Genomic DNA, 19,405 nt, shown 5'->3' with positions numbered 1-19,405 from the left:
AGTAATTAAGAGGCCTTTTGCTTGCGAAGTGTTATTTAGAGGTGTCAACCATGCTTAAGTATGAGGAAATAAATTTACAACAGGTCGTTAGCGAACGTGACCCTTTTACAGAAGAACGCTATCGCCAGTTTTATCACTTTCTTCCTGCCAATGTACGTACTGTCCTTGATATAGGATGCAATACTGGCAAAGGTGGTCAAGTTTTAAAAAGTCTCAATCAAAGTTTGCAAATTTCTGGACTCGATTGTGTTAAAGATAGGTTAGAACGGCTACCTAGCCAAGCTTATCAAGAAGGCATTCACGGTTTATCAACAAATATTCCTTGTGGCGATCGCACTTTTGATGTGGTTGTCGCCGGAGAATTTATTGAACATTTATATCCAATAGATGTTGACAAGACTCTGGCGGAGGTATTTAGAGTTTTGAAGATTGGGGGTAGATTTTTGCTCACAACTCCCAATCCTCTAGATATCAAGAAAAAAATTCGCGGTGAAAGCGTTTTAGATGATGAAAGTCATGTTTCCCAGCATTTTCATGATGCGTTGAAATGGAAGCTCAAGATGATAGGCTTTTCTCGCATAAAAGTCTATGGTAGTGGTAAGGTTTCACGATATCTTGGCTACTATTTTCCTTTATTGCATGTGTACGGTAGCTACTTGGCAATGGGAGATAAAAAATAACCATCACAGAAGATAGAGTCTGCTGAAGAATTAAAAATATCATCCTTGCACACACACTGATCGTAGATAGGTGTTGCTGATTGAAAGTATGAAACTGTTAACATGAGATTTACAATCTACTGCCGTAGAAGCAATTCATGAATTGCTTCTACAAAATTCATACCTCGATTTAGCAACGTCCATAGATAAAACACACTTAAGTAATACAGCTAATTATCAAAATGCCAACTCTAGCACAACCTCAAAACAAAATTTTAGGTATCGATATTCGTCCTGAAATGCAGTTGATTCTATATTGTGCGCGTACCGATGTGGATGACGACAACGCGAACCAAATTAGAACCTTAATTCAACAAACAGACATAGACTGGCAAGAGGCGATCGGCAATGCATATAAGCACGGGTTTATGCCGCTTTTGTATACTAATCTCAACGCGATCGCACAAGAGTTGATTCCCGAAGATGTTCTCAATCAACTCCGAAACCTTTTCTACGCAAATGCTCAACACAATTTACTGTTAACTGGAGAATTAGTCAAAATCCTACGTCTTCTACAAGAACATGGGATCTCGGCTGTTCCATATAAAGGCCCTGTTTTGACTACATCACTATACGGCAATGTTGCGCTGCGGCAGTTTTGTGATTTGGATATCATAGTGCAACAGCAAGATATTTTAAGTGTTAAGAAAGTGCTAGTTGCTAATGGATATAAACCAAAATTTGAATTTACCGAAGCTGAGGAAATTGCCTATCTCAAATCTAAAGGCGAACACACTTATGATTTTATTGATTATGACAAGAGTATTTTATTAGAAGTTCACTGGAGAATTACACCGCAATATACATCCCCCATTGAACCCAAAGACTTTTGGAAAAACCTCAAGCCTTTTTCTTTTGCGGGCATGACAATTTCTAATCTACCACTAGAAGATTGGCTTCTCATTCTGTGCGTGCATGGTTCTAGACATCGTTGGCAGAGACTAAGTTGGCCTTTCGATATTGCTCAACTCATCCGAGTTAACCCAGAAATTAATTGGCAAAAAATTATCCAGCAGGCTAATGAATTTGACTGCAAAAGAATGTTATTTTTAGGTCTTTTCTTAGCTCATCATCTGACTGGAATTACCCTACCAGTTGAAGTTTTACAACAAATAACAGCTGATTCTGAAGTGAGTTCTCTAGCTTCAGAGATTTGTCAGGAACATCTTAATATAGACTGTACGCCAAAAAAAGTCATGGCTCGAACTATCTATCAAATTAGAGTGAGAGAACAATTTCAAAATAAATTTTTGTATTTTCAATCTTTTTTAGGATGGTTATTATCTACAAAAAAATAAGAATTAAGTCAGCATAAATAAACATTTTTTAATAATAATTGATAGATGCTAAGTACAGCATTTCATTAATTTGCAGCGAATTATTTTTGAAAATACTCTGCGTGCCTCTGCGGTTACTCTGCGCGACGGCAGTCGCTACAACGGGGGGAACCCCCGCAACGCGCTGCCTCCCCTCTGCGTTTAAAAAAGCTACGATTTTACGTAAAGCTGTACCAAGCATTTAAGAATATTTCATTTCCAAATTATTATACCAACCGTACAAAATGATTGCGACAGATGGATAGTCAAAAGCAATTACCACTAAATATTTCACAATCTAAAGTCTAAAAGCTCAAATTCAAAATGGTATAACTTATAAATTCCGAACCTGTTCAGCGTTTGTATTTGAACCTAGGTAGGCAGTATTCTGAAAACGCAATTGCTTCATCATTTTTAAATCTTGCCATCGCAAACCAATTAAACTAGCTACAGAGAGCATGAATCCAGGTTCTTCCATCTGAGTGAAAATACATCCGAAAATCATTACAGTCAGCATCAAAAACTTAGAAAAATCGTCCAAGCAAACCCGACGCCATACAATAGAGCACAGATACAGGTAAGTTGCCAAACCGAGGAATCCAAAATCACCCCACATTGCTGCCCAGCCCCAAAGAGGAGAGAAAAAGCTGGAATCAAGCCAATGTCCTCGCCATACAGACCAAACCGCCTCACTAGCTGGATGAATGGTAGCGCCTAATGGTTTTAAAAGATCTCCATAGTCTTTTAACATCCACCCTCCTAATCTTCCAATAGTATGGCCAGGGCCAAGACCAAGTAACCAATTGAAGAGTGATTTGTAATATGAAGGAATAATCCTAAATGCTGCTGTCTTCATTAAAGTAGCTTCGCCATTAGGACCGTAAATTTCTGGTCTCATCCAGGTTTTGAAGGCACGAAAGGCTTCTAGATTTTCTATGCACCAAAATAGGACAAAACCAACCACAAGTGCAGCGATCGCATACTGTATAACCACTTTTATATCTTTTAGTTTAGTCAATATCAAGATTAACCAAGCTACCAACCACACCATTAATACCTGTTTGGCATCGGCGAATATAAGCTGCATAAATGCAGCGCCTAAAACAGAACATCGCAACCACATTGGAGCAGTTTTGGCGCTGACGAAATAATATAAACCAAACGACATGGAAACAGAAGCACTGACAACATGACCAGCACCAGAAAGATAGAAAACTCCTTGGACATTATCCTCTCTAGTCATATCAGTGACCTTAAGGATACCAACTTGAATTAAAAGGTGTTGAGCAAGAGCTAAAAATATATTTATACAACCAAAGCCTGTGATCCAGATTCTTAATCTTTTGATATTTTTTGAAGAAACAGGAATACAAAGAATCGCTACAAGTAATATAAACGGTTCACCCAGCAACATTAATGCCAAGAAGATATTAATAACTCCGGCTTGATTGAGCAGGGCACTGGCAGTCATGACAGCCAGCAAGATAAAAACAGCAATTATGATTGATTTGACTACTGATATTTGACTTTTATTTTTGACCCGAGTTGTAGTGATGACAATGCCACAGGCAAGTGGAACCATTGCGAAGTGAACAAAATTTATTGGTGATGGCGCACCTATAGAACTAATAATCCGAGGGAAAAAAGCAGTAGCAAATGCTATGAGTATGAGAAGAGAACTCTTGATGTATCCTTCCTGTTTTTTGGAAACCCCGATACCTATGGTCATCTCTTCCCCTTTACATACAATAAAAAATCATAATTCACGCTGAATGTGAATTCACCAAAACTTCAGTACCTAATTTTATTTGAGATTTTGAGCCTGGATGTAAATCTCCATTAGTTTTTGATAGTTCCGATCGGCAGTGTACTTCGCTTCAAATTCAGCCCTTGCCTCTTGACGCATTTGAGCCAGCTTGGCTGGGTTGGCTAAAAGCCACTCCACTTTGGCTGCTAAATCTTCTGCATCACCAGCGCGAAAATGCAATCCTGTTCGACCAGATTCCACTAACTCTGCGATCGCACCAATATTGGCCGCAATCACCGGAGTACCTTTAGCAAACGCTTCAACTGCAACACGACCAAAGGTTTCATACCATTTGGATGGGAAAACTAAAAACATCGCCTCTCCCATCAGAGTATATACCTCTGTCATTGGTCTGCGTCCTAACCATTCCACTTGTGGATTTTTTTTTGCTGCTGCGATGACTTCTTCTGATAGCGGGCCATCGCCAATAATCTTCAGTGGTATTTTTCCACCCAATTTTTCCCAAGCAGCAAGTAGTGTATCCAGCCCCTTCTCCACAGAAAGTCTTCCCACAAAAAGGGCATAATTACCCCGTCCTTCTCCTAAACCGGGATCGGGATGGACAAAATTCGGCTTGACTACAATTTTCTCTGCGGGCATACCACCTTGAATCATTTTTTGCCGTGCAAACTCGGTCAAAGTGATATAAATGTCTACCATTTGTGTCCAAGTGTTCATCGCCCGGTGCACAGTTAGCATTGCGGCCACACCCCCAGTCACCATCTTGTTCTCTCGATAGCAACCATGTAGAACACCAGGATAAGGAATAAATTTTCCCAAACAGTCTTCACACACTTGTCCATTGCGAAAAAACAGCGCATTAGGACACAGCAGGCGGTAATTTCGTAAAGTTTGGATCACAGCAACCCCTTGTTCCTTGGCTGCGTAATAAACTGAGGGGGAAATTAAGGGAAAGAAATTTTGGATGTGAACGATATTGTAGGTAGAATTTTGGAGTTTTTGTTTGACTACTTGGTAAGCTTCTGTTGACCAGATTGTTCGTAGCGCCATTTGCACTGAATTAAGAGATTTAACACGATTGTTATCTTCTTCGTATAGGTCAACTTGATGGCCATATTCTTGCAAAGTCCGCCGTTCTAATTCTTGGGATTCGTCTTCCCCACCACGAATTTGATATTTGTTATGTACAGTGAGAATGTGCATTTATTTTCTAATTCCTCCTGCCTGCTTTTAATGCCGATGAGAAGTGCAAAACTCCTGAACGGATTTCTGAGTGAGGATTGTTTCGTAAAGTTTCAGTAACTGCTGACCCTTTTTTTCCCAGGAAAAGTTTTCTCTCACCCGCTTTTGCCCTGCTTGACCCATTTGCGATCGCAACTGTGAATCTTTAGCCAAGCAGCTGATTGCATCAGCTAGACTACTTACTACCTGTTCTGGGGTTTGAGCTGGTATCTTTAAACCAGTTTCTTCAGTCACTTGGACAGCAGGGCCTCCTAAATCTAAGCAAATCACTGGGCAACCTACCGCCATTGCTTCCAAGCAAACCAATGCCCCAGAGTCATGTAGGCTAGGATGAAGCAATACATGACACTCGCTGAGTTTACTTAAGGTTTCATCCCTAGACAACTGTCCCCAAAATTTAACTCGCTGGGCAATATTAAGTTTCTTTGCCAAGGCTTGCAATCTTTTTTTTTCAGGCCCTTCTCCCAAAATCCAATACTCAGCATCATCAGGTAAATCTGCTGTGGCGAACGCTTGCATTCCCAAATGAAGTCCTTTCCAATGCAGCAGTCTTGCTATACTAATGAACCGTACTGGGGAATTTTCTAACTTAGCACACTGGGCAAAGCGCTCAATTTCTTCTTGTGATATAGCGATCGCGGAACATACCTCTACATTGCTTGCTCTCATTTGATACAGCCGCTTGGCTGTATCCTCAGTTGTCGCCCGCACTAAAATACTCCGCCGCGCAGTCAAACGGGTAAACGGATCGATTTCACCCAGTCTGTGAGCCAAACTTCGCAAAATTTCGTAAACTTTACCGCGCCAGCTGAAATCTTGCCAAAAAGCTTTGGGTGCAAATTCTCCTCCTCCGACTGGGCCCCAAATAAAAGGTACTGGCAACAGAGAAAGAAAGCTGGGAGTTGAGTACCTAACGTAAGTCACATGATGTACGAGATCAAAGCCAATTTCACTATGTAAATTGCGAGCTTTTAGATATGCACTTAATTGCCAAAAGTAGTAGTGAGGCAATTGAGTTGGCTTCCACCAGCCAGCCCAGCGGGGTGGATCGCAGTAGACAAAACTAATTCCAGGGATAGGATTTTTGATCAGTTCAGCCTCTATGGCCGAGCGATTCTCCTCTCGCGTCAGCACCCATACTTGGCAGTAATTTGCCAATTCCATAACTGTGTTCCAACCAACTCCTGGTTCGGAACCCATATTTGGTCTACAAGCGTATGCAGAAATGAGAATTTTTCGCTGCTCTGGGTTATTTTCCTTGATGATAATGTCCATAAAATTTGTATTTTTTCTAGAAATTTCATGTCCTGATTAAGCAAAAATTCAGAGTTATTAACTTGATTTTTTAGCTGATATTTATTAATTTAAATATTATTTATTTTGAATAGAATTTAGTGCAGATTTTTCATAAATCTCAGCAATTTGTTCAGCAGTTTTTTCCCATGTAAATAATTTAGACCTCACTAAACCTTTTTCAACTAATGACTGACGGTAGGATTTGTCTTCAAAAAGATGACATACAGCCTGCACCATTGCAGGAACATCAATTGGAGATACCAAAATAGCTGCATCACCAGCTACTTCTGGTAGCGATGTCACATTAGAAGTGATAACAGCTGTACCACAAGCCATAGCTTCTATAATTGTCATGCCAAAACCCTCATAAAGAGAAGGAGCTAGCAGTATATCGGCAGCATTATAAATTTTGACAAGAGTCTGTTTATCTGGCTTGCCTAGATAGGTAACAGAATTTTCTAAATTGTGGGTTTGAATAAATTGTTTTTGTTCATGAGTAAAGTCTGCACCTGCTTTCCAATAGTGAATGGGTAAACCTTTTTCTTTAAGAACTTGCAGGACGTGCAAAGTTGTAAAAACATTTTTGCGAGGTTGATTGGAACCCACATTTAGTAAGCAAAATTTTGCTGGTGAAATCCCTTTTTGCTGCCTAAAGAAGTTAATTTCACTTTCTCGAAGGGGTCTAAATATTGACTCAACCGCATTTGGTACAACTGTGATTCGCTCTGGTTGAATATGCAATTCGCGTACTACATCTTGTGCGGTGTGTGATGAAACTGTAATAATATGACGTGCTTTGTGCATACCTTTGATGGCATATTTCCATGCTGCCATGCTGACAGATGGCAAAAGTGCCTGATTATAAACATTCTCAGGTTGAATTAAGTTAATCAAATCATGGCAAGTTACTATAATCGGTTGATGATTTCTTTGCAGCCAACGAGCTAAATGACCATCACTATGGTCGATGATATGAAAGATATCTACTTGTTGTTTTGTGAGTGTGAGTGGATAACGCCAATAGCGTTCGTAATAGCTAGTTACACCATCAAAAAAAGATTTACGTTTGCTGCTTGAGGCATTTATTTGAGGTGAAAATTCAACTATTTTCCAGTTTGGTCGAACTGCCTTCAGTCCAGCTATTAAGCCATCAGCATAAACATCCATACTAAAAGAGACTTTTGGGCTTCTACGGAGAATTGCAACACGCATAATTATTTATTATGTTGAGATAGATAATTTATTGTAGATATTTTCATGAGACTAAATTATTGACAACTAGTTTGATTCATTGACAGATATTTATCAATTACTTTTAGCTAAAAACCTGTAATATTTTTGGGCGTTTGTAGGGGACAAACAACCAAGTAATTCCTACCTTGGCCAAGGGCAAAGGCAGTAATCCAACCCAAAAAAACCACAGGCTAAAAACTAATCGCTTCTGCCAATTAAAATGTGAATATTTCCACAATGAGCAGATACCTGAGTAGATCAAAGGAAATAAGCGTTCTGAAGCAATAGGATGTTTTTGGGGGCCTAAACGTAGAGAAGCCAGACGAATCCACCAAAACCAATAGGTTCGTAGTTCCAAATCTTCAGGCAGTTTATGGTCTAATTCTTTTGCCTTTTTCTCCAACAGTTCATATTTTTGCAGGTAATGTCTTATAAATCTGTGAAAGTGATCGCCCGTGACTGTGGCTAAAGCCCACTGATTGCTAGTGTGAATTCTATAGGCTGCCAATGGTTCTTCAATAGCAGCAACTTCGCCATAAAAGGGAATCAAGGTTGATAAATAGTCGTCACCTGTCAGCTTATATTTGTCTGGTATGGGAAAAACTTGCGCCAGTGCTTTGCGGTTAATGGCATTACCACTAGTTGCAACACCCGCATAGCTGCCTACTTCCAGAAGAGTTTTCCAAACTTCGCCGCTAGATAACTTTGCACCACCTTGGGGATAGGAAAATCCCAAGGGCTGCCTGTTGGAATCTACTACCGCCAAACGATAATGTACTTTAGCGAGATTGGGTTTCCAGACGGAAACAATCCGTTCTACCGCATGAGGGAAAAGGTAATCATCAGAATCTAGAAAGATGATGATATCGCCTCGACTGATGGCAAATCCGCTGTTAAAGGCTGCTGCTTGTTTGCCATTTTCTTGATGAAGTATTGAAATAATTCTGTCACTATAGGAGGCAATGACATCACGGGAGTGATCGGTAGAACAGTCATCGACAACTATAACTTCCGTATGAGGATAGGTTTGATTCAGTGCGCTATCAATCGCTTCTGGCAAAAAGCGCTCATAGTTATAGTTATTGATAATGATACTGACTAAAGGCTTTATTTCCATGCTTATGCTTTCCTTTAATATCCTCAAGCGGTTTTAGCAAGTAATGCTATTTTTGCCAATCCTGGCTATTACGAGCTATTGATAAAAAATATTCATACTATTCTTTGATAAAATTCCAACTGTTTATTAATTGAACCATTGTCTAGACAGCGCTCAACAATATTTAGCTTAATCTTTGTAATTTGACATATAATAATTCAATAAATTATTTTGATTTTGCTTTAGAGCTTTCTACGCACTTACCTTGAATCTATTTAAAGTGTTCAGCTTTCTGGTTGTTGACGTTTTGAATCGTTTCAACCAGACAACAAATTGTTCCAATCTCCTAAACCCAAAAATATTTTGAGCCAAATTATAAATGGCAGTTCTGTCGGCACTATTTGCCTTAAATTGCGGACATAGCGTCAGAGTCTTATCTAAAAAATTTAAATACTTTGAGTAATCAATATGTAAGTAACCTCTAGCTATCATAAAATATGACTGGGCTAAAGCATGACGATATTTAGTTGAAAGTTTGCCTATCTCCAGCAGCTTCTGTTCTGTATTTTCGAGTATGTAAAGATGGCTCTCCAAACACCTGACTCGAGAAGAAGTAGAAACCGTGACATTGCCATATCGTCTATAAATAGAATAGCAACCAGCTTGATAGACAACCTTTGCACCACTCATCACCACAGAAATAAAAAAGTCTCTATCCTGTGCAGCCTTCAAGTTTTCATCCCAACCGTCAGATTTTTCTACTGCTTTTCTCGTAAACAACAGACAAGCAGGAGAAACCCACCAACCAGCCAATAGTGACTCTAGAATATCCGCTTGTGTGCCAGAAACTTTTATGTCTTCTAGAAAAGTTTTACCATCGGGTAAGTGTCGTTGATATCTCCAATCACCATAAACAACATCTGCGCCAGTTTCTTCTAAAAAACGAACTTGCCTTTCTACTTTTTCCGTTAATATATAATCGTCAGCATCTAGATATTGGATGTATTCACCCTTTGATAGGTCAAAACCCCTGTTTCTTGCGTAATTTCCTCCTCTGTTCGGGCCCGTTTCCCAAATGATTTTATCTCCATAGCTTTTAATGATGTCTAAACAACCATCACTTGAGCCATCATCAATCACGATGATTTCTATTGCTGGGTAGGTTTGTTTTAAGCAGCTATCAATTGCTTCTTTCAGCCATCGCTCTGCATTAAAGCAAGGTATGATTACGGAAACGAGCTTAGACATATGGTTTAAATCTATATACAACTCTGCTTGTGATTCTATATACGAGAATGTTTATTTCTGTAGTAACTATGTTGTAAATACAACTGTATTTTCTTCCATGCTCTTAAATATTTGAGAGACAAAACTACATAGATATATTCAATTTTTTGCTTCATCCCTTGCAGTTTTTTGTTAACCAATATTTTTAATATTGATTTAATAGGGGGTTTAATATCCCTGACAATTTCTTTAAAGAATACCATTGATAATTCTTCATTGTGACTAACAAGACCATAATGTCCTTCAGTGATTCTTATAACTTTTTTTTGTAAATCCTTTAAGTTACGTCTCGCAGGGTGAGCAATACAAACATCATCTGCATAAACTTGTTTATAGCCTGCTGCAAAAACTCGCTCTCCCCACTCTTGATCGCCACCTGATTTGAGTTCCGAATTAAATAAACCTACGGCTTCAAAAACATCCTTGAACGTAAACATATTGGCTGTAGCTCCAAATTTCATATTCTCAACATAATGTTTCTGTCGGAGGAAATTCATACTGTCATAAAGTTCAACTGCTGTGGGATTTGTTGGATCTTGAAAGAAAATTTCTACTTTGCCAGCTACTAGTCCAGTGTTAGGTGTTTGCAGTAAACACTCCACTCCCTTTTCTATCCATGTACTAGTAGGAATACAATCAGAATCAGTAAAAGCGAAAACATATCCCTTTGCCACAGAAATTCCTTTGTTGCGAGCAGCATAAGAACCACGAAGACTTTCGTGGGTGATGCGTACCTGACTAAATTGCTTGACTAAGCTTTCAATATCTTCTTCAGAGTTATTATCAACTACAATTACTTCATATAAATCTTTGGGATATGTTTGATTTTCTAAAGATCTTAAGCAAATATTGAGCCGTTCGCAGTCATTAAAAACTGGAATAATTACTGATACAAAATGAGCAGGCATAGTTTTTCAAAAATGAATTTTGATTTCTGTCAAATCTATCTCAGCAATATTTATTAATTACGCATACATTTTCTATAAATAGAGAGTGTCATTTCAGCAACAAGTTCCCAACTCCATTTTTTTGCTAATTTATAATTGTGTTCACCCATTTCCAATAAATTGGCTTTTCTCTCGCTTGCACATTTCATTGCTTGCATTAATCCGTCTTCAGTATCTGGGTCATAGAGAATCGCTCCTCCATCATCCAACAATTCGCTTACAGAACCCTTACGCGGTGCTATACATGCTCGGCCAAAAGACATGGCAAGGACAACTGCACCTGATGTTAAAAAATCTCGATACGGAAAGATGACTACATCGCAAGCATTCATATAAACTTGAACTTGATCTTCAGGAATAAATTTTGGAACAAACTTAATATTTTGATTACTCTCAACTGCTTGTTCAATGAAATCAACTAACTGATTGTCTTTATCGTCTCTTGCTTTGCCAGCAATAACCAGATAAACTTTGTTATTGTGCAACTGCTTAAAAGCATTAAGCATTTCTGGTATTCCTTTGTAAGGTCTAATTAACCCAAAAAACAGCAGCACAACACCTGTATCTGGAATTCCTAAAAGCTTGCGTGCTTCTGTTTGATTAATATTGTTCTCGTAATTCTCAATATAATTTCCGTGCGGTACAACGAAAAGTTTGTCTAGTTTTTTGAGGTGAAGCTTTGTTGCAATTTCATTTTTTGCTGTTTCAGAATGAACTATAATTGCATCAGCTAGTCTGGTTACTATAAAAGTACAAATCCTGTCTGATAGCAGATACAAATTTTCATGATTTTTGATATTATGAACTGTCCAAACTATCTTGATATCCTTTAGTTTTAAAATAATTAATCCACTGATGAACTTAACTGTTCTACGTAGAGAACCTATGGTACTAGCTGCATCAAAAAACGTATGCAACCAGTGTAGATGTAGTATATTTGGATTCAACTGGTTAAGCTCAGTGGGTAGAAAGATTGTGCGGTAACAAATTCCTTGCATTTGTACACCCAATCTCTCTAAATGTTCAGCTAATTGTTTTTGATAAGGATTTATTTTAAGAAACTGAGGAGCGAAGACAACTTTCAATTTTTCTCTGTTATTATTCCTTTGATTTTGATTTATTTGTGGCTGAATTTGTTTTTGTTTATTTTCTAGATCCGGTGATGAACTCATTGCCTATGTCTCTTTTAAATTTACAAAACTACTAGCTCACATTTCACACCCTAAAATTGCACACTAAAGATACATAAAGAGGGAATAACGGGGAGACTGGACAGATGTTTTGACATAGTTAAATGCAATGAAAAGACCTAATTAGTTGCCCCAAGTTATTGCCCGTGAGAGTCTGTGTTGCTTCTAGCCGAGAATACCAAGTTGTATTTGATTGTATTATTTGCTCGAAAGTCAGTCCAATAGCGACCTTAATTCCAAACAAGACTAACTTTGGCAACTTGGTATAATCTCAGAAATCATATCGAAGTTACTTGCTGAGTCCTGCTTTACCTTTGGCAAAACCTCATGAAGTTGATTTGCCACCTCTTGACGTCGGTTCCAAGCTTTACGAATGGTCGCACAGGTTTTATCAGCGTTTAGGAAATCGTGGATCGGAATGAGTAATCCGTTGTGGAGAGAATCAGTTCCCAGTAGGTTGCTCATAATTCCCTCAGCCTTGATTGAATAACCGACAACAACGGTACAGACACCGCTGGAAAGTCCAGCAATGGCTGCATGCATCCGTTCGGCAATAACCATATCACAGGCACTAATGAATCCCTTAAACTCTGACGCAGAGTGATCTGCGCCTGCTAGACGTACACGCGGATCGAATTCGAGACTCTTCAGCAGATTGGTAGCAGCTATGCGATCGTCATTACTTGCATAAATCTCTTGAACATGTGGAATAATCAGCACTTGTGCATCAAGTTCATCAAGGATCATTTTGACGACTTGATGCCAAGCCTTGAGATGCTTATCGTCATCGCAACCAGAATAGCGGGTAATGCCTTGACTGATAGAGAGTGCGATCGCTGGGCGATCTTTGGTAATACCATAGGCACTGAACATATTAGCCACCTTTGCTGCTGGTGGTGGTGCCAACAGAAATGCTGGATCGGCGGTATGTTTGACCAAATCTGTTGAAAGGCCAAGTTTTTGGGTTATGTAGTCATAGGAAATTTTCTCTCGAACTGTAATTAACTTAGAACGACGGGCAACACGCAGCCATGCCTGTGCTTCATCATCTTTCTTGAATGGCCCAATGGATTGGGCCAAAAATACAATAGGCACACCAGCATCTAAAGCTAACTCCAATGGCTGAAGATGTTGGTAGAGACTGCCATAATCAGAACTGAATACATCACCACCGGATGCAATTACAACTGAGGCATTCTGAATTGCCTGGACTGAGGATTGCTTATCAGGAGCAGGCTTTTTGTAAAAGCTGACGAATTGGCTACGCAACTTCTGTAGCTTTGTTTTAGGGAAAGCTATTGAGATAGGCTTTGCCTCATATTGCTGTAACCGTAGCTGATCGTAGTCTGGTGTTTTAGTCAGAACACTCACATTGAGGTTAGGCAGACGCTTTTGCAACTGCTCAATCGTAGGTACTACGAGTGCCTCAACTCCTCGATTGCGAAGTCCAGTGATTCCTGTAATGACTGCTTTCATAGAAGTTTAATCCCTGTTGATGGTTGTAAATTTAATTAAAATTCTCTGAACAAAACAAGGTTGAATAGCAATTACAAGGCTCACGTCGTCTTAGGTTATTTGCTTCAAGATTTTGAGCAGTTTCAGCACACTTTTGTTCAGAAAAACTAAGTTGAAATTATTAGATTGAAGATCGTTTTTATGCTTAGTAAATCTGACTCACAGATAGTTGATATCGAATAATATTAGGCTATCCTAGTGGTATATCATAAACTTTGAAATCTTCTAAACATATGCTTGCATTTGGATCTCGTATAATATAAAGAGGTATGTTCCCTCCGTAAAAGGCTGCCCATCTGCTGTATGAACTTGGAGGGCCACAAATATAATCACATCGGGCTAATGAATACATATCTTCTACGATATTTCCTGTACCAAGATTGTAACTAAATTTTGAAAATAATGTTTCATCTTGCTCAGCGTTTGAACATATTAAGAATTTTATTTTTTGATTAGGAAAAAGGTTTTCTATTCGTTCCATGACTTGAACATATTGCTGGATTGTATAGAAATAAGCTCCACCAACGTAATCCTTATAATCTCCATGCCTTATATGAACTCCAATCAATAACTCACAATCTTTTCTAATACTCTCAATTAGTTTGTCTATATTTTTTCTATACTGTTCAATTGGTGTAAAGTATTCTCTAATTGCATCTGCTTGTTTAACAAAAAATGAAGGACATCGAAAAAAGTATCCATCAGCAAACACAATATCATGATTGTTAATTAGTTTTAAAAAGTCATGTGTGTCCAAGAGAAATGGATTTGTTTTATTACCTTCTCTAACAATTTTGAAAACACTAGTTTTAATTTTTTGTTTTTCTAGAATATTTAGGAATCGGTAGGTAAAAATTATAAATGTATAAATTTTTTTTCTAATTGGATTATTAAAAATAAAAGACAATTTATTTGAAGGATAACAACTACATATACTTCCAGAAGTAATCTCAAAAAATTCTGCATAATCATCAAATGCAGGATTAATAATTGTCTGATTGTTTTCTATCGCAAAAGCAATAAAGTGGGCGAAGACAAATAATCTATTTCCTAATTGACCTGTTTTTTTTGCGATAACAATCATAGCTGGTGTTGGAAATTTATAGGTGTGCCGGATTTATATGTTGTGTTATTTGTATGGGAGATAGATTGGCTCTATTTCGTATCTTTTACAATTACACATAACACTGATATCAAATAGAACAATGATACTTGTCACCAAAGGCTTTACAGAACTTCTAGCTAATTAATTTTGAAATCATATCGAAATTACTTAAAGCATATTTACACTCAGTAAATGCTTTACAAGTTTTTTGACACGCCCTACAGCTCGTCTCCATAACGGTTGTTGATACAACTTTCGGTATTGTTGCACCAACGGGTCTAGCCGCCGCTTAAATAGAGAAAATTCACGAGCATCAACTGCATCCTTAAAAGCAACATGGCTTTCTGCTGCTAGAGCTATCCTCATTAATTGCCGCTTCTTAAGATTAGGCATAAGGTGTTTAGCCTGAGGTTGAACGCGCTTCCAAGGACGCCACTCATTCCGCCGATCAGTTAAATACAAGCGATAAGCAAGTCCCTCACGTCGATGGTGGAAACCAGAAGTTTGCGATTGAGCAACTTGATCGGCGCTGATGCAGTCGAGGTGCAGCTGACCTGTCCTAACTCCTTTCTCAATCAAGTCACGAATGAATGGATGACGAACGACAATGATATTTGTACCCTGACTATCTTTGATGTACTGAGGTAACCACGCATCACCAACAACAACATCCGCAGTCTCGGCAACTACATCATCACAGTAGTCACAGGCTTTGTATTTGAAAAAGCCCAATCCCCAGTCATGACCGTATAAGTCCCGGACAGGACTAACATGAGTTACTATTTGACCATCTTGCCAGCCAGTCACTTCAACACCGTAGCAATTGGCTTCTGCATTTGGAAGTTTTTTGCGAAAGTCTATTGCTAAAAGATTCCCAGGTTCGATACCACATTGCCAAGCAAACATTTCTGCAAAGCGCATACTCTTAAGATGTCCGCAAATTAGCCCAACACAGAACTGGATACGCTCAGCCAGAACCGGATCTTGTCGCATTAACAAGCGCACAGCTTTGATAAAGCAAGGAATACCTACAATGGCATAGTTTCCGGGTCGTTCGCGAACTAGCTGCATTACCTCAGACATTTCCACAGGGTAGTAACGAGACTTCGCACCGTGACGTACCTGTTCTATCGTCGTAGACAGTTGGTAATGGAATAGCCTGGAGTCAGTTGCTGAGGGACTCCGCTGATGGACGTGAATTACCGCATCAACTAAACCTTGACTGAGAAGATTGCTAACAATCCAGGTTCCTATTCCACCCGAACTACCGCGATCGCGATAATTATCCTCACAAACATAACCAGCATAGGTAGCTAAATGATAACCAATCTTGTCATGGTATTCACAATCTTGATCAAACAATTCCTGACTAATCTGGTCTTCATTTAGACTTTCACTTGAAAATGGGCAAACAGCTAGCACTGAAGTATTTAGAGATGAGCAATCAGCAGATGGATCGACACAAGCTTGCAACTGACCATATTCATTTAACTTGACCTTAAGCGGCGAACCATTTATCAAAGCGCAAGCACCACAGCCAATACAGTAATTACCCTCAATCACAGTTGCCAATAATTTTGGCACTTCAAGGTCTCGGTGTTTTTTTATAATTTGTTCAGTCACATTCATAAATATTATGTTCACTTAATACTTAACGAGTAATAGTTACAACTTGTCTAAATAGTTTTGGTGCAATCAAGAAAATAGTCACTACATATGCTGTGATACCAAGCAATATTGAAACAGCTAGAATTCCTAATGAATTGAGAATAGGGCTAAGAAAATGTTTGGTACTAAAGATAGCAACTAACATAATTACTGAGCCAGTCAAAGGAGCTACACCCTGACTTAGATAAGTCATGATATTAATTCGGCTCAGCTTCCAAACTACCCATACAGTCAAAGGAGCCGTCAGGTAACACCGAATAACGTAGGCTGCTGCAACGGCTACAATTCCCCATCGAACTGTGATAGCAAAGGCGATGAAATTACCTGTGGCTTGTACAAAATCTAAACCCAGTTTCCATGAGGGTTTTCCCAAAGCCATAATCAGAGAACCATTGAAGTAGAAATAAGCATACAAAATACCAGTAAGGTTTAGAATTTGCATGACTGGGATACTTGGTAACCATTTTTCTCCGAATATGACTGGCACTAATTCTGGTGACAATGCTGTCATACCAATAAAGCCTGGAAAGGCAATTAAACTTGTTATCTGTATCGCTTTATAAAGTGCATTTCTTAATCGTTCAGGCTCTTGCTGCAACTTGGCAAATGTTGGCAGTGAAACATTAGATATGACGCTAGTTAATAATTGTGTTGTAATCAGCAACAAGCGATAGGCAACACTGTAATATCCTAATGCCACAGAACCGAGGAAATAACCGATTAAAAAGTCATCGGAGCGACGGGTGACAAAGTTAAGTAAAGAAATCCCTACTATATTGATTCCAAAGGAAAATAATTCTTTAAAGTGTTTGGGAGAAAATCTTAAACCAGGTCGCCAATCACTTACCTTCCATAGAGTTATGACCTGGGCAATTGCGTTGGATAGCTGTTGACCAACAAGGCTCCACACTCCGTAGCCAAGAAAAGCCATCACTACACCTACTGCACCGCCAATAATGACTGCCACTAGTGAACGTATAGCTAATGGTTTGAATGCCATTTGACGTTTTAGAATTGCTTGCTGTACATTGTTCAAACTACCAATCGCAAAGTTGAGGGACAGCCATTGGATGATTGGTGTCACCTGTGGTTCTCTAAATAAGTTGCTAACAAAGCCAGCACAAGCAATACTAAGTATTGTTAACAGGATGCCAATTCCTAAATTAGTCCAAAAAGCAGTATCCAGATGCTCAGGTTCAATTTCTTTGCGTTGAACAATTGCTGTCGAAAGTCCCTGATCGAGGAAAATTTGCACAAAAGCTAGGAAGATACTAGCTAAAGCAACTAAACCAAAAGTTTCCGGGCCTAATAGACGCGCTAGAACAAAGAAAACACCGAAGGAAACTACTTGGCGTCCCCAACTTTCAATAGCAGACCAAATAACACCCTTAACTGCTTTTTGTTTTAAATTCGATGATTCTTTAGGTGATTCCACAAAAAGTCCCAATAAAATTACTAACAGTATTTAATTCAACGTTGATATCTCGAATTCAGGGTCTTTATAAGCCATTATTCATATCATCAGAAGCTTAGCTATGACTACATACATCTTTATCTTTTGAACCTACCCAGCATAGTTACTTTGGTAAATTCCATTTTGGAATACCGTATTAGTTTTGATGAGTTAAAATCTTAAGTAACGAGCACTATCCTTGCAGTAAGATGGATGTGCTAAAGCACAAACTACAAACTCATCATAAATTAATGTGGCAGACCAATAAGCTGAAAGAAATTATTTAATATTTTTGATTTCCTCCAGAGCTTGAAGTAGGAAAAATCAAGATTTAGTCTAACAAAATGAGATTTAGCCAACGTCATCATAGATCAAGGTTCCCAAGCCAACACAAAATTTTAACCTAGTTGCTTCCTCCTTAAAAAAGGGAGGAAGACTCTCCACAGGATAGGGATTGGGGGAGTGGTTATTTCAGACAAAAATCACCCGAGTAATAGAGATAAAACCGCCACAATTACTCAACTCTCCATCCCAGGTAGCGTTCGCGAATATGAAATGGAGTACTAAAAGAACTAGATGTCAAAAGTTGCTTGAAAGCCAACCATATAAAAGGTGGAATCGTCTTTGTATAACGATCCCAAAGGCGGCGGGGTTCTTGAACCCATCGATATAACCATTCAAAACCTAAATCTCTCACCAAGCGGGGTGCCCTTTTATGAATTCCTGCGTAAACCGGGAATACTCCACCCAAGCCAATCATTACTGCCTGAATTTTGCCATGATGCTGAGCCATCCACTTTTCTTGTTTTGGACACCCTAGGGAAACAAACACTATACCAGCACCACTGGAGTTAATTTTTTGGGAAAGAGCTTCATCTTCTGTTGCTGTTAAGGGGCGAAACGGTAAAGGTTCCATCGCTGCTATTTTCAAGCGAGGAAATTCTTGCTCCAGCTTTGTTCTCATGTGAGACAGAATTTCTGTTTGAGAACCCACAAAAAAAACACTTACATCAAGTGTTTGAGCCAACTCACACAATGCTGATAAGATATCCATCCCTGCTACGCGATCTTGGTATCGCGCTCCTAAAAGCCTCATCATCCAAACTAGAGGCATACCATCAGGAGTGACTAAGTCAGCACCTCGCAACACACAAGCAAACTCTGGATTCCAATAAGCCTCCATGAGCATGTGCACGTTGGCTACACACACAGTCTTACTCTCGTGCGCGATCGCCCACCTCAGTATTGTTTGTATTTGTTCTTCAAAACGTAAGGCAGTAATTGGAAACTCTAGCACTTTCTGAGTAGGTAGAAAAGCTCTTCCTACCATAAGTCAGTCACTCCTTGTGTCACAGATAAAATCAAAAAACCACTGAACCATTGCCTACCTAAACATCTAAGAAACTTCAGGTCATGTCAAGATTGACTTGCATTAAAGGCTGGGATATGGTCGGTAGTTAACACATGGAGATGCAATTGTTATTACAGCAAATAACTGCTTCCCTGGTGATGATTTAATCAGTTGACCTGTATCTTACTTTACTCTACCTTCGTACTCTGTCAGTAGTTT

At 38.9% G+C, this 19,405-nt stretch carries 15 protein-coding genes; 2 read left to right on the top strand and 13 right to left on the bottom strand.

The features are described from left to right. Positions 1–50: 50 nt before the first annotated feature. On the top strand, positions 51–680 hold the full coding sequence (locus tag FIS9605_RS0118495) for a class I SAM-dependent methyltransferase (protein WP_026733932.1): 630 nt from the start codon (positions 51–53) through the stop codon (positions 678–680). Between the two features lie 221 nt (positions 681–901). Then, positions 902–2,017 carry a nucleotidyltransferase domain-containing protein gene (locus FIS9605_RS0118490; protein ID WP_026733931.1) on the top strand — a complete coding sequence of 372 codons (1,116 nt, stop codon included), beginning with the start codon at positions 902–904 and terminating at the stop codon, positions 2,015–2,017. A 352-nt stretch (positions 2,018–2,369) separates the two neighbouring features. On the opposite strand, the gene FIS9605_RS37405 is transcribed toward FIS9605_RS0118490, so the two are convergent. The 13 genes from FIS9605_RS37405 to FIS9605_RS0118420 form a co-directional block, all read right to left on the bottom strand. Next, positions 2,370–3,764, bottom strand: a complete 1,395-nt coding sequence (locus FIS9605_RS37405; protein WP_051470060.1) for a hypothetical protein — start codon at positions 3,762–3,764, stop codon at positions 2,370–2,372. 75 nt (positions 3,765–3,839) lie between these two features. After that, a complete protein-coding gene (locus tag FIS9605_RS0118475) occupies positions 3,840–5,006 on the bottom strand; it encodes a glycosyltransferase family 4 protein (RefSeq protein WP_026733929.1) in 1,167 nt (388 codons plus the stop codon). A gap of 27 nt (positions 5,007–5,033) precedes the next feature. Continuing rightward, complete coding sequence (locus tag FIS9605_RS37400) at positions 5,034–6,320, bottom strand: glycosyltransferase family 4 protein (RefSeq protein ID WP_051470059.1); 1,287 nt, start codon at positions 6,318–6,320, stop codon at positions 5,034–5,036. Positions 6,321–6,416: 96 nt separating this feature from the next. Next, positions 6,417–7,553, bottom strand: a complete 1,137-nt coding sequence (locus FIS9605_RS0118465) for a glycosyltransferase family 4 protein (RefSeq protein WP_026733928.1) — start codon at positions 7,551–7,553, stop codon at positions 6,417–6,419. A 103-nt stretch (positions 7,554–7,656) separates the two neighbouring features. Next, positions 7,657–8,691, bottom strand: a complete 1,035-nt coding sequence (locus FIS9605_RS0118460) for a glycosyltransferase (RefSeq protein WP_026733927.1) — start codon at positions 8,689–8,691, stop codon at positions 7,657–7,659. Positions 8,692–8,922: 231 nt separating this feature from the next. Then, positions 8,923–9,918: a glycosyltransferase gene (locus FIS9605_RS0118455; RefSeq protein ID WP_026733926.1), complete on the bottom strand. Its 996-nt coding sequence runs from the start codon at positions 9,916–9,918 to the stop codon at positions 8,923–8,925. Positions 9,919–9,953: 35 nt separating this feature from the next. After that, on the bottom strand, positions 9,954–10,865 hold the full coding sequence (locus tag FIS9605_RS37395; RefSeq protein WP_035139939.1) for a glycosyltransferase: 912 nt from the start codon (positions 10,863–10,865) through the stop codon (positions 9,954–9,956). A 53-nt stretch (positions 10,866–10,918) separates the two neighbouring features. Beyond that, a complete protein-coding gene (locus FIS9605_RS0118445; protein WP_026733925.1) occupies positions 10,919–12,076 on the bottom strand; it encodes a glycosyltransferase in 1,158 nt (385 codons plus the stop codon). A 264-nt stretch (positions 12,077–12,340) separates the two neighbouring features. Continuing rightward, positions 12,341–13,570: a polysaccharide pyruvyl transferase family protein gene (locus tag FIS9605_RS0118440; RefSeq protein WP_026733924.1), complete on the bottom strand. Its 1,230-nt coding sequence runs from the start codon at positions 13,568–13,570 to the stop codon at positions 12,341–12,343. Positions 13,571–13,799: 229 nt separating this feature from the next. After that, entirely contained in the window at positions 13,800–14,693 is an 894-nt protein-coding gene (locus tag FIS9605_RS37390) for an alpha-1,2-fucosyltransferase (protein ID WP_051470058.1), read from the bottom strand. A gap of 189 nt (positions 14,694–14,882) precedes the next feature. Next, complete coding sequence (locus tag FIS9605_RS0118430) at positions 14,883–16,343, bottom strand: Coenzyme F420 hydrogenase/dehydrogenase, beta subunit C-terminal domain (RefSeq protein ID WP_035139937.1); 1,461 nt, start codon at positions 16,341–16,343, stop codon at positions 14,883–14,885. 22 nt (positions 16,344–16,365) lie between these two features. Continuing rightward, the gene (locus FIS9605_RS0118425; protein ID WP_026733922.1) at positions 16,366–17,817 is read right to left on the bottom strand and encodes an MOP flippase family protein; all 1,452 of its coding nucleotides are present in this window, start codon (positions 17,815–17,817) and stop codon (positions 16,366–16,368) included. Positions 17,818–18,349: 532 nt separating this feature from the next. Beyond that, positions 18,350–19,165 carry a WecB/TagA/CpsF family glycosyltransferase gene (locus FIS9605_RS0118420; RefSeq protein ID WP_026733921.1) on the bottom strand — a complete coding sequence of 272 codons (816 nt, stop codon included), beginning with the start codon at positions 19,163–19,165 and terminating at the stop codon, positions 18,350–18,352. Positions 19,166–19,405 lie beyond the last annotated feature (240 nt).

Source organism: Fischerella sp. PCC 9605 (assembly GCF_000517105.1).
Classification (GTDB): Bacteria; Cyanobacteriota; Cyanobacteriia; order Cyanobacteriales; family Nostocaceae; genus PCC9605.
The sequence above is the reverse complement of the archived record's forward strand: the minus strand, read 5'-3'. Positions and strand labels throughout refer to the sequence as shown.